The sequence below is a fragment of the Streptomyces lancefieldiae genome, from assembly GCF_031845825.1.
Taxonomy (GTDB): domain Bacteria; phylum Actinomycetota; class Actinomycetes; order Streptomycetales; family Streptomycetaceae; genus Streptomyces; species Streptomyces lancefieldiae.
Genome location: NZ_JAVRFH010000005.1, coordinates 243,416 through 259,898 on the forward strand (window position 1 = coordinate 243,416; position 16,483 = coordinate 259,898).

Here is a 16,483-nt window from a genome sequence, read left to right on the forward strand (position 1 = left end):
GGTGCACTCCTTGTGCGATGAGGCGCGGATGTCTACGGGGGCCGGTGTCCGGTCAGGCGGCCTGGGCTTCCATGCGTCGGCGCAGGCTCGCCGGGCGCATGTCCGTCCAGACCTGCTCGATGTGGGCGAGGCACTCCTCGCGGGTGCCCTCGGTGCCCTCGGCGCGCCAGCCGGCGGGGAGGTCGCGGTCGGCCCACCAGATCGAGTACTGCTCCTCGTCGTTGAGCACGACGCGGTGGGTGGGGGCGGTTTGCGTGTCGGACACGATTACTCCTGTGGGTGTGCAGGGTTTCGGTTACAGCCCGGTCAGCTTCCGGCCAGGGGCCATATCAGGCCTATACGGCGGGATCCGCCCGTCGTGGACCGGTGGGTCAGTCGGTCATCGCCACGAGGACGCGGCGCTTCCCGGTGAACGGGCGCCGGCCGTGGGCGACCAGCAGGTTGTCGATGAGCAGCACGTCGCCGCGACGCCAGTCGACGTCGACGGCGTGCTCGAGACCGCGGTCACGGACCTGGATGACGTACTCGTCGGGGATGGGGCTGCCGTCGGCGAAGGTGACGTACTGCGGCAGCTCGTTCACCGGCATGATCTGGGCCAGCGCCTTCGCGGTGTCGTCGCCGAGCGCCGCCGGGTGCCACTGGTCGGACTGGTTGAACCAGACCTCGGCACCCGTGACCGGGTGCGTGGTGGTGGACGGCCGCAGCGTGCTGACGTACAGGCTGCCGTCCGCGCGCCATTCCCAGTCCGAGCCCGCCTCCTTCAGGTACGCGTCGACCAGGGCGCGGTCGTCGGTCTCGAAGGTGTCCTGCCAGCTCTTGCCGAGGCCCGCCCCCGCGTGCAGGTTCTGCGTGTAGCGCACACCGCCCCGGTATGCCTCACGGATCCCGGGGTCGAGGGACCGCAGCCAGAGCGCGGCGTCCACGACCGGGGTGGCGCCCCCGGTCTCGGCGGCGATCTCGCAGTAGAAGGCGAGCCGTGTCGGCCAACTCGAGGCGTACGACAGCTCGTTGTGCATGGAGATGGTGAACTCGGCCGGGTACTCGGTCGAGGTGTAGACGTTGGAGCCGACCTTGGTGCGCGGCGAGTTGCCGTTGACGTAGGCGAGGCGGCGCGGGAGCAGCCGGTCGAGTACCGGGTCGAGCTCGCCGGCCGCGACCCCGAAGCCCCGGAAGACCAGGGCCTTCTCACGGGCCAGCAGCTCGGCGAGTCCGTCGGCCAGCTGATCGAGGTGGCCGATCAGGCCCTGAGGTGTCGCCGGTGCGCCGGCGCTCTGCGGCGTGATCTCAAGAGGCGACCAGTCACGGTCGTGCATGAAGTGGGTCCTTTCGCAAAGGCGGGCCGCAGCGGGCCCTTGGGCAGCTCGGGGGTTACCCGACGCCGGCCGGCACGAGCCGGCCGGAAGTCTGCTGGCGAGCCGCGGGCGCCCGCTGACTGCGGACGGCGGCGACCCTCACGGTCGCGGTGCTCAGCGCGGCGGCGTCCGGGGCCCGCGTGACCTGGATGCCGCGCTCGGTGGCTGCGTCCAGGTCCACGTACCCCGCGCCGGTCCCGGCCCGCGCGATGGTCCCGAGCACGGGAGCGGCGTCGAGCGCCACCCGGTCGGGGACGACGCCGTCCCCGACGACCACGGCATCGGCACCGGCGAGTTCGCCGGGCAACCGGGCGCGTTCTCCGCCGGGGCAGCGACGGCCTCCACGCCGTGTCCGAGGTGTTGGTCGATGGGCGGGCTGATGTCCCCCGCGAGCAGGACCATGGGTCTGTGGCCGGATTCAGACATGGCCGCAGTGTGGGAACGGGTGCCATACCAGCCCTATACGGCACTGTCGTGGCAGGTCAGCGAGCAGATACGGACACCGGCACCGGCACCGGCACCGGCACCAGGCCGGGGGGACTGTGGCAGGGCGGTCTCTGCCGTGGCCATACCGGCATGAACGAGGCGGCGGGGCCGGCCGGAAGGGCGAAGGGCGCCCGCCGTCGGCGGACGCCCTTCTGACCGTGCGCCCTGCGCCGGGCGGCGGCGGTACGGATCAGCCGCAGCGCCACACCGCCGGGAACCGCGGGTAGGTGGTGCCGGCGCGAGCCTTCGCACCCGCCAGCGTCCCGTCCTCGCCGAGCGTGTTCAGCTCACCGTCGCTCGGAGCGGCCCCCAGGCTGGTGGTCAGCTGCCACAGGCCGGCGGCCAGCTTCTTGTTGCTGCCGAGGATCAGGCCGCTGCTGTTGACGAGGTCGGCGCCCGATCCGTTCGGCAGGGCGAGTGCCTGGCCGTTCTTGTTCCACAGGACGGCGGACCGGGAGAAGTCGGAGGCCAGCGCGTCACCGACGACATAGCCGTTCGCGATCCCGTTGATCTGCGCATGTGCGGCACCGGCCGGGATCGGCAGCCGCTTCGCGACACCGTCCTTCCACAGGTACGGCAGCCAGGTGCCCTTGGGGTTGTCCACGGCCGTGACCGCGACCGTGCCGTCGGTGTCGACGCCCTCGACGTGGCTGCCGCGGGGAAGTCCGGACAGCTTGACCACCGTGCCGGGCTGATCCGCCGGCCACTTGTAGACCTCGGTGTAGTTCGGGTCGTCACCGTAGCCGTCGCCGTAGATGTCCCCGTTCTCCGTGATCGCACGGGTCTGGACGTTGTAGGTGCCGGGGAGCACCGGCAGTCGCTCCAGCTTGCCGTCGCGGGAGACGACGGGGAACCAGGAGTACTGCGGAAAACCGTCCGATCCGCCGCGGAGCTCGGCGCCGTGCCCGACCACGGTGCCCTTGCCGTTCACGTCGCTGATGTAGAGGTCTCCGTCGGCACCCGCCGCGGGTCCCAGGTCCGTGAACCGACCGTCCTTCCACAGGCCGGCATGCTGCAGCGCGCCCTCCTCGGGGAACTCGATCTCCCCCGCGTACACCCCGGCCCCGCCCTCCGCCGTCACCGCTCCGGCCTCGGCACCCGACGGCACCGCGAGGAGGGAGGCGGTGTACGCGCACGCCTGGGCGGCCGACTGCGGGCCGGCCTGGGCGGTCGGTGCGATCACGGTCACGGCGGAAGCGGCGAGGAACGTGGCGGCGAAGGGCACAAGGGCATGTCTCTGGAGCTTCATGTCATCCCATCGAAGTGGTGAGTACCTGCCCGCTCACCCTTCGCACCGCGTCTATGTTCCCCCCATGCCGGCGAGCACCCCGCGTCTCCGCGGCCTCCGACCGCCCGAACCCGGTGGTGCGCCCCCGTGCAGCCCGGCGCCTGCCCGCCGTGCCCGCCGCGCCTGCCGAACCGAGCCTGGAAACGAAGAAATCCCGTCCAACTCGACGAGTTGGACGGGATTTCCTGATCCGCTCCCGAACCGGGTCGGGAACAGATCTTGCGTGGACCTGAGGGGATTTGAACCCCTGGCCCCCTCGATGCGAACGAGGTGCGCTACCGGACTGCGCCACAGGCCCTTGCAACGAGTGAAACTTTAGCACCCCGACCGGCCTGCTCAAAAATCGCTTCCCGCGACCCGAGGGAGACGGCCCCCGCGCGGCCTACTCGTTGGCCGCGCGGGGGCGGTCGCCGTCCTCGTACTGGTCGAACAGGGGCGTCCGGCCGCGCTCCCGGGCCCGGCGGGCGGACGCGGCACGGCGGGCGTCGCTGCGGCCGGGGTTCTCGGTCCGGTCCTCGGCGTGGGCGGCGGGGCGGTCCGGCACGGGGTCGGCCGCCGCCTCCTCCTGCCGCTCCGGGGCGACGGCGCTGGAGCGTGCGGAGCTCCACGCGTCCGGCGCCGCGAGGTCCACGTCGGGCGTGGCGCGGGGGGCGACCGGCGCGGTCACGTAGGTGGGCAGGGGTACCGGCACCGGGTCCCAGCTGTCGCCCTGCGGTCGCCGCTGCCGTTCGCGCTGCTGGTCGACCCACTCGGCGTGGTCGGTCTGCTCCACCAGCGCCCGCCGGTCCGCGGCGAGCGCGGACAGGCCGGGGTCGGGTTCCGCCTCGGGTCCCTCGTCCGGCTCCTCGGCGTCGGGGTCGCCGGCCGTGTCGGCGGGCGTACGCCGGCGGGGCTGGCGGTCGCGCTCCCGCAGCCGCTGCGCGGCGACCTCGGCCTGGCGGCGGTCCATCTGGAAGGCGAACCGGCGGCGCTCCTGGGAGCGCAGGTAGGCGATGTAGGCGCTGAGCAGCACCGCGGGCACCCCGGGCGCCCACAGGAACGCGAGTCCGCCGACCGCCGCGACGACCGAGCCGAGCGTGAACGCCAGGAACAGCATCACGGTGGTACGTCGGCGGCGTGCGAGCACCTTGGTGCGCCGGGCACGGGCCGCGGCCGCCGGTGAGACGGACGCGCGCCGGGCCTGCGGCACCCGCTCGCGCGCCGGTGCCGCCTCGGATTCGGGCGACGGTCCGGGTCTGGCGCCGCGCGGGTACCCACCCGCCTCCGGGCGGTCCGGTTCCGGCCGCTCCGCGGGCGACTGCGGTACGGCCGGCCGGGTGTATCGACGGGTTCTGGACACGGCGAACGCCCGGACGTCCACCGAGTCGGTGATGACGTCCGGGCCGTCGGCGTCGAACTCCGCCTCGTCGGCGGGGCGCGACCGCAGGTCCTTGGCGTACCGGCGCTCCATGCCCGCCCGTCCGGACAGCAGCCGGATGGCGGTGCTGAAGCGTTCCGTCGGACGGGCTTCGTTCAGCTCGTCCTGCCTACGGAGCCACATCGGCACCAAGTAGGCGGCCCAGGCCCCGACGATGACTGCGTAGATGAGGCCGCTGCTGCTCACGCCTCACACGGTAGAGGGGTTTGCGTGAGGCCATCCGCCAATTGGGCCGGTGTGTCGCACGATCTGGCTCATATTTCGAACTTTTTTTGCGACCGATGCGATCAGCCGACCGCCAGAGTCGGGAAATTATCCGTTTCGGAGCGGTCGCCGCTCGGTCAATTTTCGAACGTTTATTCAATTCCACGGCTCGGACGAGCGGGATTCCCCGGGGCCTTCCGCGCGTCCCGGTCCTGGGAGCGCTCGCGGGAGCCGTGCCAGCGCCGCAGCAGCCCTTCCGGTACCTCTTCCGCGGTGAGCGCGAAGACGAGATGGTCGCGCCAGCCTCCGTCGATGTGGAGATAGCGCGGCCTCAGCCCCTCCTCACGGAATCCCAGTTTTTCCACGACCCGGCGACTCGGCCCGTTCTCGGGGCGAATACAGACCTCGACGCGATGCAGTCCGACGGTGCGGAAACAGTGGTCCACCGCCATCGCCACGGCCGTCGGCATCACCCCGCGGCCGGCCACCGCCTCGTCCACCCAGTAGCCGATGTGCCCCGAGCACATCGAGCCCCAGGTGATCCCGGCCACCGTCAACTGCCCGACCAGCCGACCCTGGTACTCGATGACGAACGGCAGCATCCGGCCCGCGTGCGCCTCGGAACGCAGATGGCGCACCATCTGGCGGTAGGTCGGCCGGTGCGCGGCCGGAACGCCGGGCGCGGGCGGCGGAATGGTCGCCTCCCAGGGCCGCAGCCAGTCGCGGTTGCGCCGGTTGACCTCGCGCCAGGCCCGCTGGTCGCGCAGCTTTATCGGCCTGAGGACGACGTCGCCGTCCACCAGCTCCGCGGGCCAGGATGGGCTGTTCAGCTCGCACCCCCGCTGTTGCCGGGTCTGGGGTGGTCACCGCCGCGGATCTGGTCCACGGCGTGCGTCAGCAGGGGCTCCAGGACCGCGAGGCCGTCCTTCACTCCGCCGGTCGAACCCGGCAGGTTGACGATGAGCGTGCCTCCCGCCACACCGGCCAGGCCCCGGGAGAGCACCGCGGTCGGCACCTTGTCCCGGCCGTACGCCCGGACGGCCTCCGCGATGCCCGGGACCTCGTGGTCGATGACCGCCCGCGTCGCCTCGGGGGTGCGGTCGGTGGGCGAGATGCCGGTGCCGCCGGTGGTGACGATCACGTCGTAGCCCGCCTCGGCGCCCGCGCGCAGGGCGGCCTCGACCGGGTCGCCGTCGGGGACGACCTGCGGGCCGTCGACGGCGAAGCCCAAGCGACGCAGGCCCTCGACGATCAGCGGGCCGCCCCTGTCCTCGTAGACCCCGGCGGCGGCCCGGTTGGAGGCGGTGACGACGAGCGCGCTGTACCGCGCGAGGAGGGCGCCCCCGACCGACGCGTCCCGTGTCATCCCCGGCTCCAGTCGCCCGACTTGCCGCCCGTCTTCTCCTCCACCCGCACGTCCGTGATCACCGCTCCCTTGTCGACCGCCTTGACCATGTCGATCACGGTGAGCGCGGCGACGGAGACCGCGGTGAGCGCCTCCATCTCGACACCCGTGCGATCCGTCGTCCGCACCGTGGCGGTGATCTCCACGGCGTCGTCCGTGACCGACAGGTCAAGTTTCACACCGGAGACCGACAACGGGTGACACAACGGGATCAGATCCGGGGTGCGTTTGGCGCCCATGATGCCCGCGATACGCGCGGTGGCCAGGGCGTCGCCCTTGGGGACCCCCTCGCCGCGCAGCAGCTCGACCACGCGCGGCGCGACGAGGACGCGCCCGCTCGCGCGCGCGGTGCGTGCGGTCACGTCCTTTCCGGACACGTCGACCATCCGGGCGGCGCCGGCCTCGTCGATGTGCGTCAGCCGGTCCTGCGGGGCCTGGCCGTCCTGCCGGTCCTGGCCGTCCTGCGGGGTCTGGCCGTCCTGCGGGGTTCGGTCCTGCGTACTCATGCTCGTGTGGCGCTCCCGGTCCGGGCCCGGCGCGGTGCGGCGCGTGGGCCTGCTGTGCGCGACACGGTACCGCCAATCGGGCGGGGTCAGCCGAGCAGGACCACCTCGACCTCGGTGCCGGGCTCGACGGACTCGGTGTCCTCGGGGACGACGATCAGCGCGTCGGCGTGTGCGAGGGCGGCCACGAGGTGGGAGCCGGAGCCGCCCACCGGGGTGACCGAGCCGTCGGAGTACGTGCCGCGCAGGAACTGCCGACGGCCCTTGGGCGAGCTCAGCGGCCTCTGCGCGGCCAGGACGGCGGTGACCGTCGGGCGGTGGACGTCCGGCAGGCCCATGAGGGTGCGGATCGCGGGGCGGACGAACAGCTCGAAGGAGACGTACGACGACACCGGGTTGCCGGGCAGCGCGAGCAGCGGGGTGTGGTCGGGCCCGATGGAGCCGAAGCCCTGGGGCTTGCCGGGCTGCATGGCGAGCTTGCGGAAGTCCACGCCGCTGCCCGGCTCGTCCTCGTCGGCGACGTGCGCCAGCGCCTCCTTGACCACGTCGTACGCCCCGACGCTCACGCCGCCAGTGGTGACCATGAGGTCGGCGCGGACCAGCTGGTCCTCGATGGTGGACCGCAGGGTCTCGGCGTCGTCGGCGACGGCGCCCACGCGGTAGGCGATCGCGCCGGCGTCCCGGGCGGCGGCGGTGAGGGCGAAGCTGTTGGAGTCGTAGATCTGACCGGGGCCCAGTTCCTCGTCGGGCTGGACGAGTTCGCTGCCGGTGGACAGCACCACCACGCGTGGGCGCGGGCGCACCCGGACCTTTCCCCGGCCGATCGCGGCGAGCAGCGCGATCTGCGGCGGGCCGAGCACCGTGCCGGCCTCCAGGGCGCGGTCGCCGGACCTGACGTCGCTGCCCTGCGCGCGGACATGCGCGCCCGCCTCGGCCGGGCGGTACACGTGCACCTGCCCCTCGGCGCCCTCGGGAGCCAGGCTGCGGGCCCGCATTCCGGCCACCGGGCCCTCGCCGAGTCCGCCGTCGGTCCACTCGACGGGGACGACGGTCTCGGCGCCGGGCGGCAGCGGGGCACCGGTCATGATGCGGGCGGCCTGCCCGGGGCCCACGGACAGCGGGTCGGCCTGGCCGGCCGCGACGTCCCCGACGACCTCCAGGACGGCGGGGAACTCCTCGCTCGCGCCCGCGACGTCGGTGACCCGCACCGCGTACCCGTCCATGGAGCTGTTGTCGAACGGCGGCAGGGAGAGCGGCACCGTGATGTCGTCGACCAGGACGCAGCCCTGGGCGTCGAGCAGGTTCAGCTCGATGGGGTCCAGGGGGCGGACGGCGGCGAGGATGTCGTCCAGGTGGTCCTGCACCGACCACAGGTGGTCCGTCCCGGCGTGGTGGCCCGTCCCTGTGTGGTGGCCTGTCCCGGCGTGGTGGTCCGTCCCGGAGTGGTCGTGGCCGGTGGCACGGTGCGCGGCGCTGCTCAACGTCCTTACATCTCCTCGGCTACGTAACTGCGAAGCCAGGTCCGGAAGTCCGGGCCCAGGTCTTCACGTTCGCACGCGAGTCTGACAATGGCACGCAGGTAGTCGCCCCGGTCGCCGGTGTCATAGCGGCGGCCCTCGAAGACGACGCCGTGCACGGGGCCGCCGACCTTCTCGTCCTCGGCGAGCTGCTGCAGGGCGTCGGTGATCTGGATCTCGCCGCCGCGGCCGGGCTCGGTCTTGCGCAGTATGTCGAAGATGTGCGGGTCGAGGACGTAGCGGCCGATGACGGCGTAGTTGGAGGGGGCGTCGGCCGGGTCGGGCTTCTCGACCAGGCCGCTGACCTTGACGACGTCGCCTTCGCCGGTCCCCTCGACGGAGGCGCAGCCGTAGAGGTGGATCTGCTCGGGCGCGACCTCCATGAGGGCGATCACGCTGCCGCCGTACTGTTCCTGGACGTCGATCATGCGCTGCAGCAGCGGGTCGCGCGGGTCGATCAGGTCGTCGCCGAGCAGGACCGCGAAGGGCTCGTTGCCGACGTGGGGAGCGGCGCAGAGCACGGCGTGGCCGAGGCCCTTGGGGTCGCCCTGGCGGACGTAGTGGATCATGGCGAGGTCGCTCGACTCCTGGACCTTGGCCAGCCGGCCGGCGTCGCCCTTCTTCTGGAGCGCGGACTCGAGTTCGTAGTTGCGGTCGAAATGGTCCTCCAGGGGGCGCTTGTTGCGGCCCGTGACCATGAGGACGTCACCGAGGCCCGCGGCCACGGCCTCTTCGACCACGTACTGGATCGCCGGCTTGTCGACGACCGGCAGCATCTCCTTGGGAGTGGCTTTGGTGGCCGGCAGGAACCGGGTACCGAGCCCGGCCGCTGGGATGACAGCCTTGCTGATCCTGGGGGGGGACTGAGTCATGCGCGCCACCATATCCGGTGCCTTTGGGGAGAAACTGTGACTCCGGATCACTGGCGCTCATATGAGCGCATGAGAGCGGTACGGGAGTGAGCATTGAGTCACAAGGGACCTGCGGCCGAGTCTGACAAACGCTCGTTGCGGCGGGAGTTCCTCGCGGTGAGGAACGGATTGACGGCGGATGACGTGTCGGAAGCGGCGATGTCGCTGGCCGAGCGGGCGCTCGCGATGCCGGAGGTCGCGCGGGCGCACGCTGTGGCGGCATACGTCTCCGTGGGCGCCGAACCGGGCACCCTCGCGCTGCTGGACGCGCTGCGCGCGCGGGGGGTGCGGGTCCTGCTGCCGGCCCTGCTGCCCGACAACGACCTGGACTGGGGCGCCTACACCGGGGAGGGCTCCCTCACGCGCGTGCGGCACGGTGGCGGGCGGATGGCCCTGTTCGAGCCCGCCGGTGAGCGCCTGGGGCCGGACGCGGTGACCGAGGCGGACGTCGTGCTGCTGCCGGGGCTGGCGGTCGACGCGCGCGGCATGCGGCTGGGACGCGGCGGCGGCTCGTACGACCGGGTCCTCGCGCGTCTGGAGCGGGCGGGCGCGCGGCCCGCGCTGCTGGTGCTGCTCTACGACTTCGAGGTCGTCGCGCGCGTCCCCGAGGAGCCGCACGACCGGCCGGTGGACGCGGTCGTGACGCCGTCGGGAGTGCGGCGGTTCCGCTGACACGGGCTCCCCGACGGCTCCTTGACGAGAACGGCCTCCACGCGTGCGTGGAGGCCGTTCTCGTCAAGGACGCGTGCTCAAGGCTTGAGCACCAGCGTGTCGCTCGTACTGTCGTCGACCGCCTTCTTCGAGAAGGACCACGGCAGCAGCTCTCCGTCGGCCCACTTGTCCGTCTGGTCGGTGTAGTGGGCGCTGTAGGCGTGTCCGGAGGCGCCGGTGAGGTTGATCCACCGTGACTTGTCGAGATCGCCGAGGTTGACCACCATCCGCATGGACGGCACCCACACCACCCCGTAGCCGCCGGCCGCGTTCCAGCCGGAGGCGTTGACGGCGGCCTCGCCGCCGCTGAGCTTCCAGGGGCCGCGGTTGAGGGCGTACTTCAGGAAGCCGGGGCCCTCGGTGCCGAGGGTCTGGTTCTTCAGGAACAGGCGGTGCAGCCGACCCCAGTTCCAGGTGTCGATGTCCTTGCCGAGCTTGGCGGTCAGCTCCCAGCGGGCGTCGGTCATGGCGCGCTTGAACAGGTCGTCGCGGTTGTCGGCGCCCTTGCGGGTGCCGGACTCCGGCGTCGTCCACCAGGCGCTCTTCGGGTTGTCCATCAGGGTGCGGACGACCTCGAACCAGCGGTCGCCGCCGTCCGGCTGGGCCTGGTCGGCGTCGCGCTGGCCGCACTCGCGGACCTTGTTCGTCTCGTCCGCGGGCCCGGTGGTGTTGACCGGGTCGACCCACAGGCACTGTCCCTCGACCCGCAGCTCCTTGGGCAGCTTGTTGCCGAAGGCCAGCTTGAGGATGTTGCGCCAGACGGCGTTGAAGTAGGCGGCGGCGGCCGAGTCGGCGTCCTGGGTGTAGTCCCAGCCCTCCAGCAGCTTCTGCGCCTCGCGGACGTCCTTGTCGGCGACGTCGATCTTCAGCAGCTGGGGCACGAGCAGTTTGGCCATCTCGCTGCTGTTGTCCAGCTGCATCTGGCGCATGTCGTCGGTGGAGATCTTGCCGCCGTCCTTGATCTTCTGCTCGATCAGGGAGGTGATCCGCTGGCTGCGGGTGCCGTAGCCCCAGTCCGTGGTCAGCGTGTACGGGTACGCGTCCTCGTCGACCACGGCCTGGTTGGCGGTGACGATGTAGCCGCGGTCCGGGTCGTACTCGTACGGCAGCTCGTCCGGGTCGATGTACTCGCCGGTCCAGCGGTACTTGGAGCTCCAGCCCGGTGCCGGGACCGAGCCGTCGTGGCCCTTGGCGCGCACCGGGATCTTGCCGGGCAGCGTGTAGCCGATGTGGTCCTCGCCATCGGCGTAGACCAGGTTCTGCGAGGGCACGTCGAACAGGGCGGCGGCCTCGCGGAAGTCGTCCCAGTTCTTCGCCCGGTCCATCGCGAAGACGGCGTCCATGGTGGTGCCCGCCTCCAGGGCGGTCCAGCGCAGTGCGACGCCGTAGCCGTCGCCGCGGTCGGGGGCGGCGGTGTCGACGGTGGCCTTCTTGCCGACCTTCACCAGCTCGTCGTCGCGGTCGGAGAGCAGGGGGCCGTTGTTGGTCTCCCGGACGACGATCTTCTTGGGCTCGCCGCCGGCGACCTTGATGGTCTCCTCGCGCGTCTCGAAGGGGACCACCTTGCCGTCGTACTGGTAGCCCTCGCCGGTGATCTTCTCCAGGTAGAGGTCGGTGACGTCGACGCCGGAGTTGGTCAGGCCCCAGGCGACCTCCTGGTTGTGGCCGATGACCACGCCGGGCATGCCCGCGAAGGTGTAGCCGGCGACGTCGTACCGGCACTTCTCGGAGACGGTGCGGCAGTGCAGGCCCATCTGGTACCAGACGGACGGCAGCGACGGCGACAGGTGCGGGTCGTTGGCCAGCAGCGGCTTGCCGGTGATGGTGTGCTCGCCGGAGACGACCCAGGAGTTGGAGCCGATGCCGTTGCCGTTGACGCCGACGGCGGTGGGCAGGTCGTCCAGGACGTCCTGGAGGCCCGCCAGTTGGCTCTGCAGGGCGCTGCCCGTTCCCGTGCCCGTGCCCGTGCCGGTTCCGGAGCCGGAGCCGGAGGAGCCCGTCCCCGTGCCGGACCCGGAGTCGGAGTCGCCGTCGTCGGCGGCCCCACCCTCGAACGTCTCGTTGAGCTCGTCGTACTGGCCCTCCTGGACGATCGCCTTGTTCCGGTCGTACGGGTACGCCGGGTACAGGTCGGCGATCTGCTTGGGGCCGAGGCGGCTGGTCATCAGGGCGCGGTCGACCTCGTCCTGCATGTTGCCGCGCAGGTCCCACGCCATCGCCTTCAACCAGGCCACCGAGTCGACCGGGGTCCACTCCTGGGGCTTGTAGTCGTTGGTGAAGCCGAGGGCGGCGTACTCCAGGGAGATGTCCGCGCCGTCCTTGCCCTTCAGGTAGGCGTTGACTCCCTTGGCGTACGCCTGGAGGTACTTCTTCGTGGAGTCCGACAGCTTCTCGTCGTACTCCTCCTTCGCCACCCGGTGCCAGCCCAGGGTGCGCAGGAACTCGTCGTTGTCGACCTGGCTCTTGCCGAACATCTCCGACAGGCGCCCGGCGGTCATGTGGCGGCGCACGTCCATCTCGTAGAACCGGTCCTGCGCCTGGACGTAGCCCTGCGCCATGAACAGGTCCTCCTCGGAGGAGGCGTAGACCTGCGGGATGCCGTAGCCGTCGCGCTTGACGTCGACCGGCCCCGACAGGCCCTCCAGCGTGATCGAGCCCTCGGTCTGCGGGAAGGACGCGCGGACGGTGCTGATGGACCAGTACGCCCCGTAGACGAGGCCGCCGATGACGGCCAGGACCAGCACGAGGACGAACAGGCGCGCTTTGCGCCCCTTCTTCCTGCCGGACTTGCCGGGCTGCTGACCCGAAGAGGCGGTGTTGGTGGGGGGCATCGCTGTCCTTGCTGTCCTAACACGAGCGGCAGGGGCGGGCTGTGCTTTGTACTGAACGCTGGAGCAACTGTAGGCGCAGGGCCCACGCCCCCTTGACGCGGAGTCGGGTACGGGCACGTACGAGCGTTCGATCTTGCCAAGACAAGCGTCAAGAAAGCGTCAAGAGTTAGGTAAGGTAACGAAGTAGTTGTCCGCGAAGGCCCGCGGCTTCGTGTGCCATGGAGGTGCGCCGTCACGTGCCGTGCGGCGCACTCGTCTCCGCCGTGTCCGTACCGGCGCCAGGGAAGGGAACCGGCCGCTGACTGTCCACCATCTCAACCAGCTCCTGCTCGTCTGCGCGCTCGTCCTGCTCATCGCCGTGGCGGCGGTCCGGATCTCCTCGCGCACCGGGCTCCCCAGCCTGCTCATCTACCTGGCCATCGGCGTCGCCATGGGCCAGGACGGCATCGGCGACATCCAGTTCGACAACGCCGAACTGGTCCAGGTCATCGGCTACGCGGCCCTGGTCGTGATCCTGGCCGAGGGCGGTCTCGGCACGAAGTGGAAGGAGGCCAGGCCGGCCCTGCCGGCCGCCTCCGCACTCGCCCTGGCCGGAGTCGCGGTGAGCGTCGGCGTGACCGCGGCCGGCGCGCACTACCTGACCGGGCTGGAATGGCGGCAGGCGCTGATCGTCGGGGCGGTGGTGTCCTCCACGGACGCGGCGGCGGTCTTCTCCGTGCTGCGCAGGATCCCCCTGCCCGCACGCATAACGGGCACGCTCGAGGCCGAGTCGGGCTTCAACGACGCCCCCGTGGTCATCCTCGTGGTCGCCTTCTCCGCGGCCGGCCCGATCGAGCACTGGTACCTGCTGGTGGGCGAGATCGCCCTGGAGCTGGCCATCGGCGCCGCCATCGGACTCGCGGTGGGCTGGCTGGGGTCGTGGGGACTGCGGCACGTGGCGCTGCCCGCCTCCGGCCTCTATCCCATCGCCGTCATGGCCATCGCCGTCGCGGCCTACGCGGCCGGCGCCATGGCCCACGGCAGCGGCTTCCTGGCCGTCTACCTGGCCGCCATGGTCATGGGCAATTCCCGGCTGCCGCACTGGCCCGCCACCCGCGGCTTCGCCGACGGGCTCGGCTGGCTCGCCCAGATCGGCATGTTCGTGCTGCTCGGCCTGCTGGTCACCCCGCACGAGCTGGGCGACGACATCCTGCCCGCCCTGCTCATCGGACTGGTGCTCACCATGGTGGCGCGCCCGCTGAGCGTCGTGCTGTGCCTGGTGCCGTTCCGGGTGCCGTGGCAGGAGCAGGCCCTGATGTCCTGGGCCGGACTGCGCGGCGCCGTGCCCATCATCCTGGCCACGATCCCCATGGTGGAGGGTGTCGCGGACAGCCGCCGGATCTTCAACGTCGTCTTCGTCCTCGTCGTCGTCTACACCCTGGTCCAGGGACCGACGCTGCCCTGGCTGGCCCGCAAGCTGCGCCTGGGCAAGGGGGACGAGGCCGCCGACCTCGGCATCGAGTCGGCGCCCCTGGAGCGGCTGCGCGGACATCTACTGTCGGTCACCATCCCCGAGGGCTCGAGGATGCACGGGGTCGAGATCAGCGAACTGCGGCTGCCGGCCGGGTCCGCCGTGACGCTGATCGTCCGCGACGGGACGTCGTTCGTGCCGTTGCCGACGACGGGGCTGCGGCGCGGGGACGAACTCCTCGTGGTCGCCACCGACCCGGTCCGGGACGCGGCCGAGGCCCGGCTGCGCGCCGTCGGTCACGGCGGCAAGCTGGCCGGCTGGCTGGGTACCCCGGCCAACGGCGGCAATCGCAGGTGAGCCTCTGAGGGGTGCTCCCTTTCACAGGTTGCGTCCCCCTTGATCCCTGTACGATGAAGGCGGCACCTGATCGAACCAACTCTGCCTGACGCAGAGCTGGCGCGACCGTATGGCGGCCGGAACGCCTGCTACCGCACGGGCCCGGCATCTACCGCAGTCCGCGCAAGAGGACAGCTCTCGGCGCTCCCGCACGGCGACAGCCACGAGGCGGACCGCGCTACCAGGCGGCAGAAAGGCACGGGCCGTGGCATCCACGGTCACCCCGTCGAAGAAGTCACCGCAGGAGTCGCGGCACACCGCGCCCACCTCCGGCCGCCCGGGATACGGGCAGCTGCTGCGCACCCGCGGCGCCTGGACGTTCCTGCTCCCCGGCTTCGCGGCACGCCAGCCGTTCGCGATGCTGACGATCTCCATCGTGCTGCTGGTGCAGCACACCACCGGCTCCTACGGCGTCGCGGGCGCCGCCGCGGCCGTCACCGGCGTCTCCATGGCCCTGTTCGCCCCCTACAGCGGCCGGCTCGCCGACCGCTACGGGCAGCGCGCCGTCCTGCTCCCCGGCGTACTCGTCCACGCGGCGTCCGGTCTGACCCTGACCGCCCTCGCGCTCGCGGACGCCCCCCTGTGGGCGCTGTTCGCGGCGGCCGTGCCCACCGGAGCCTCGGTCCCGCAGGTCGGGCCCATGGTGCGGGCCCGCTGGGGCGTGAAACTCAAGGACTCCCCCCTGGCGAGCACGGCGGCCGCCTTCGAGTCCGTCACCGACGAGCTGACCTTCGTCCTCGGCCCCCTGGTGGCGACCGCCCTGTGCACGGCCGTGGCCCCGGCCGCGGGCCTCCTGACGGAGGCCGCGCTCACCCTGGTGGGCGGACTGCTCTTCGCCGCCCAGAAGAGCACCCAGCCGGCGGTCGGCGCCGTCGACGGGGACCACGCGCGCGTGGAGCACGTTTCAGCGCTGCGCGTCCCCGGGGTGCGCGTCCTGATCGTCGCCTTCCTGGGCATCGGTTCCGTCTTCGGCGGCATGCAGGTCTCACTGGCCGCGTTCACCGAGTCGATCGGCGAACCGGGACTCAACGGCGTCCTGTACGGCGTCTTCGCCGCGGGCAACATGCTCTCCGGGCTCGCCTGCGGCGCCATCGCCTGGAAGGTCGCCCCGCAGCGGCGCCTCCTCGTCGGGTACACCGCCCTCGCGCTGACCGCGTCCGGACTGTGGGCCGCGCACTCCGTGCTCGTGCTGGCCGGCCTCGGCCTGCTCGTCGGCATGTGCATCGCGCCCGCCCTCGTCACCGGCTACACACTGGTCGAGGACCTGGTCCCGGCGGGTGCCCGTACCGAGGCCTTCACCTGGCTGACCGGCGCGGTGGCGCTCGGCCAGGCGGCGGCCGTGACCGTCTCCGGACAGCTGGAGGACCGGTTCTGGGACGGCGCCGGATTCCTGGCGCCGATGGGCGGCACGGTGCTCGCGCTGGCGACACTGGTGGCGCTGCGGTCGCGGCTGGCGTCCCGGCCCCACGAGCGGACGGACGCACGTGGCGTCGGTCACCGCGCGCCCGCCGCAGTGGACTGATTCCCAGGAATACGTCACTATGGACCGTCGTTAGCACTCATCGAGTGAGAGTGCCAGGAGGAAGACAAGTGCCGACGTACCAGTACCAGTGCACCGAGTGCGGCGAGGGCCTCGAGGCGGTGCAGAAGTTCACCGACGACGCCCTCACCGAGTGCCCGAACTGCCAGGGGCGCCTGAAGAAGGTCTTCTCGGCGGTCGGCATCGTCTTCAAGGGCTCCGGCTTCTACCGCAACGACAGCCGCGGCAGCTCGTCCAGCAGCTCGCCGGCGTCGTCCGCGAAGTCCGCGTCGTCCTCCTCGACGTCCTCTTCCTCGTCGTCCTCGGACTCGGGGTCGTCGTCGGGCTCCGGCTCGTCCTCGGGCTCGGGTTCCTCGTCGAGCTCCGCCGGCACCACCGCCGCGTAAGGCATCTCAGGACTTCCTGCCGAACCCCGTCGTCACCCGACGACGGGGTCGTCGGTGTTTCGCGGGGCGGCCAGGGCCTGTCCGGC

General features: G+C 71.6%; 15 protein-coding genes and 1 tRNA gene. 4 read left to right on the top strand and 12 right to left on the bottom strand.

The features are described 5' to 3' along the window. Positions 1–52: 52 nt before the first annotated feature. The 11 genes from RM812_RS07355 to galU form a co-directional block, all read right to left on the bottom strand. Positions 53–265 carry an MbtH family protein gene (locus RM812_RS07355; protein WP_311571586.1) on the bottom strand — a complete coding sequence of 71 codons (213 nt, stop codon included), beginning with the start codon at positions 263–265 and terminating at the stop codon, positions 53–55. A 106-nt stretch (positions 266–371) separates the two neighbouring features. Then, on the bottom strand, positions 372–1,313 hold the full coding sequence (locus RM812_RS07360; protein ID WP_311571587.1) for a TauD/TfdA family dioxygenase: 942 nt from the start codon (positions 1,311–1,313) through the stop codon (positions 372–374). Between the two features lie 55 nt (positions 1,314–1,368). Next, positions 1,369–1,659 (bottom strand): Rossmann-fold NAD(P)-binding domain-containing protein, encoded by a 291-nt coding sequence (locus RM812_RS07365; RefSeq protein ID WP_311571588.1) that lies wholly within the window; start codon positions 1,657–1,659, stop codon positions 1,369–1,371. A gap of 369 nt (positions 1,660–2,028) precedes the next feature. Continuing rightward, positions 2,029–3,087 (bottom strand): hypothetical protein, encoded by a 1,059-nt coding sequence (locus tag RM812_RS07370; RefSeq protein ID WP_311571589.1) that lies wholly within the window; start codon positions 3,085–3,087, stop codon positions 2,029–2,031. A 263-nt stretch (positions 3,088–3,350) separates the two neighbouring features. After that, positions 3,351–3,424: transfer RNA gene (locus RM812_RS07375), tRNA-Ala, on the bottom strand. 84 nt (positions 3,425–3,508) lie between these two features. Next, entirely contained in the window at positions 3,509–4,729 is a 1,221-nt protein-coding gene (gene sepX / locus RM812_RS07380) for a divisome protein SepX/GlpR (protein ID WP_311571590.1), read from the bottom strand. A 170-nt stretch (positions 4,730–4,899) separates the two neighbouring features. After that, positions 4,900–5,550, bottom strand: a complete 651-nt coding sequence (locus RM812_RS07385; protein ID WP_311571626.1) for a GNAT family N-acetyltransferase — start codon at positions 5,548–5,550, stop codon at positions 4,900–4,902. 23 nt (positions 5,551–5,573) lie between these two features. Beyond that, a complete protein-coding gene (locus RM812_RS07390) occupies positions 5,574–6,113 on the bottom strand; it encodes a MogA/MoaB family molybdenum cofactor biosynthesis protein (protein WP_311571591.1) in 540 nt (179 codons plus the stop codon). Continuing rightward, positions 6,110–6,658, bottom strand: a complete 549-nt coding sequence (moaC, locus tag RM812_RS07395) for a cyclic pyranopterin monophosphate synthase MoaC (RefSeq protein ID WP_311571592.1) — start codon at positions 6,656–6,658, stop codon at positions 6,110–6,112. The genes RM812_RS07390 and moaC overlap by 4 nt, the downstream gene beginning before the upstream one ends. A gap of 86 nt (positions 6,659–6,744) precedes the next feature. Then, positions 6,745–8,019 (bottom strand): molybdotransferase-like divisome protein Glp, encoded by a 1,275-nt coding sequence (glp, locus tag RM812_RS07400; RefSeq protein ID WP_394816428.1) that lies wholly within the window; start codon positions 8,017–8,019, stop codon positions 6,745–6,747. Positions 8,020–8,141: 122 nt separating this feature from the next. Next, entirely contained in the window at positions 8,142–9,044 is a 903-nt protein-coding gene (gene galU, locus RM812_RS07405; RefSeq protein ID WP_311571593.1) for a UTP--glucose-1-phosphate uridylyltransferase GalU, read from the bottom strand. 93 nt (positions 9,045–9,137) lie between these two features. Here galU and RM812_RS07410 point away from each other — a divergent pair, with 93 nt between their 5' ends. After that, positions 9,138–9,755 (top strand): 5-formyltetrahydrofolate cyclo-ligase, encoded by a 618-nt coding sequence (locus tag RM812_RS07410; protein ID WP_311571594.1) that lies wholly within the window; start codon positions 9,138–9,140, stop codon positions 9,753–9,755. A 77-nt stretch (positions 9,756–9,832) separates the two neighbouring features. Here the strand turns inward: RM812_RS07410 and RM812_RS07415 are convergent, their stop codons facing one another. Next, positions 9,833–12,625, bottom strand: coding sequence for a penicillin acylase family protein (locus RM812_RS07415; protein WP_311571595.1), 2,793 nt, complete (start codon positions 12,623–12,625; stop codon positions 9,833–9,835). A gap of 241 nt (positions 12,626–12,866) precedes the next feature. Here RM812_RS07415 and RM812_RS07420 point away from each other — a divergent pair, with 241 nt between their 5' ends. The 3 genes from RM812_RS07420 (at position 12,867) to RM812_RS07430 (ending at position 16,397) form a co-directional block, all read left to right on the top strand. Continuing rightward, positions 12,867–14,432, top strand: a complete 1,566-nt coding sequence (locus tag RM812_RS07420; RefSeq protein WP_311571596.1) for a potassium/proton antiporter — start codon at positions 12,867–12,869, stop codon at positions 14,430–14,432. Positions 14,433–14,676: 244 nt separating this feature from the next. Beyond that, a complete protein-coding gene (locus tag RM812_RS07425) occupies positions 14,677–15,993 on the top strand; it encodes an MFS transporter (protein WP_311571597.1) in 1,317 nt (438 codons plus the stop codon). A gap of 68 nt (positions 15,994–16,061) precedes the next feature. Further along, positions 16,062–16,397 carry an FmdB family zinc ribbon protein gene (locus tag RM812_RS07430; protein ID WP_311571598.1) on the top strand — a complete coding sequence of 112 codons (336 nt, stop codon included), beginning with the start codon at positions 16,062–16,064 and terminating at the stop codon, positions 16,395–16,397. The last annotated feature ends 86 nt before the right edge of the window (positions 16,398–16,483 follow it).

Excerpts from the sequence above, each read along its gene's own strand:
- RM812_RS07360 (WP_311571587.1), bottom strand. The coding sequence starts at position 1,313 with ATGCACGACCGTGACTGGTCGCCTCTTGAGATCACGCCGCAGAGCGCC.
- RM812_RS07370 (WP_311571589.1), bottom strand. The coding sequence starts at position 3,087 with ATGAAGCTCCAGAGACATGCCCTTGTGCCCTTCGCCGCCACGTTCCTC.
- RM812_RS07390 (WP_311571591.1), bottom strand. The coding sequence starts at position 6,113 with ATGACACGGGACGCGTCGGTCGGGGGCGCCCTCCTCGCGCGGTACAGC.
- moaC (WP_311571592.1), bottom strand. The coding sequence starts at position 6,658 with ATGAGTACGCAGGACCGAACCCCGCAGGACGGCCAGACCCCGCAGGAC.
- galU (WP_311571593.1), bottom strand. The coding sequence starts at position 9,044 with ATGACTCAGTCCCCCCCCAGGATCAGCAAGGCTGTCATCCCAGCGGCC.
- RM812_RS07415 (WP_311571595.1), bottom strand. The coding sequence starts at position 12,625 with ATGCCCCCCACCAACACCGCCTCTTCGGGTCAGCAGCCCGGCAAGTCC.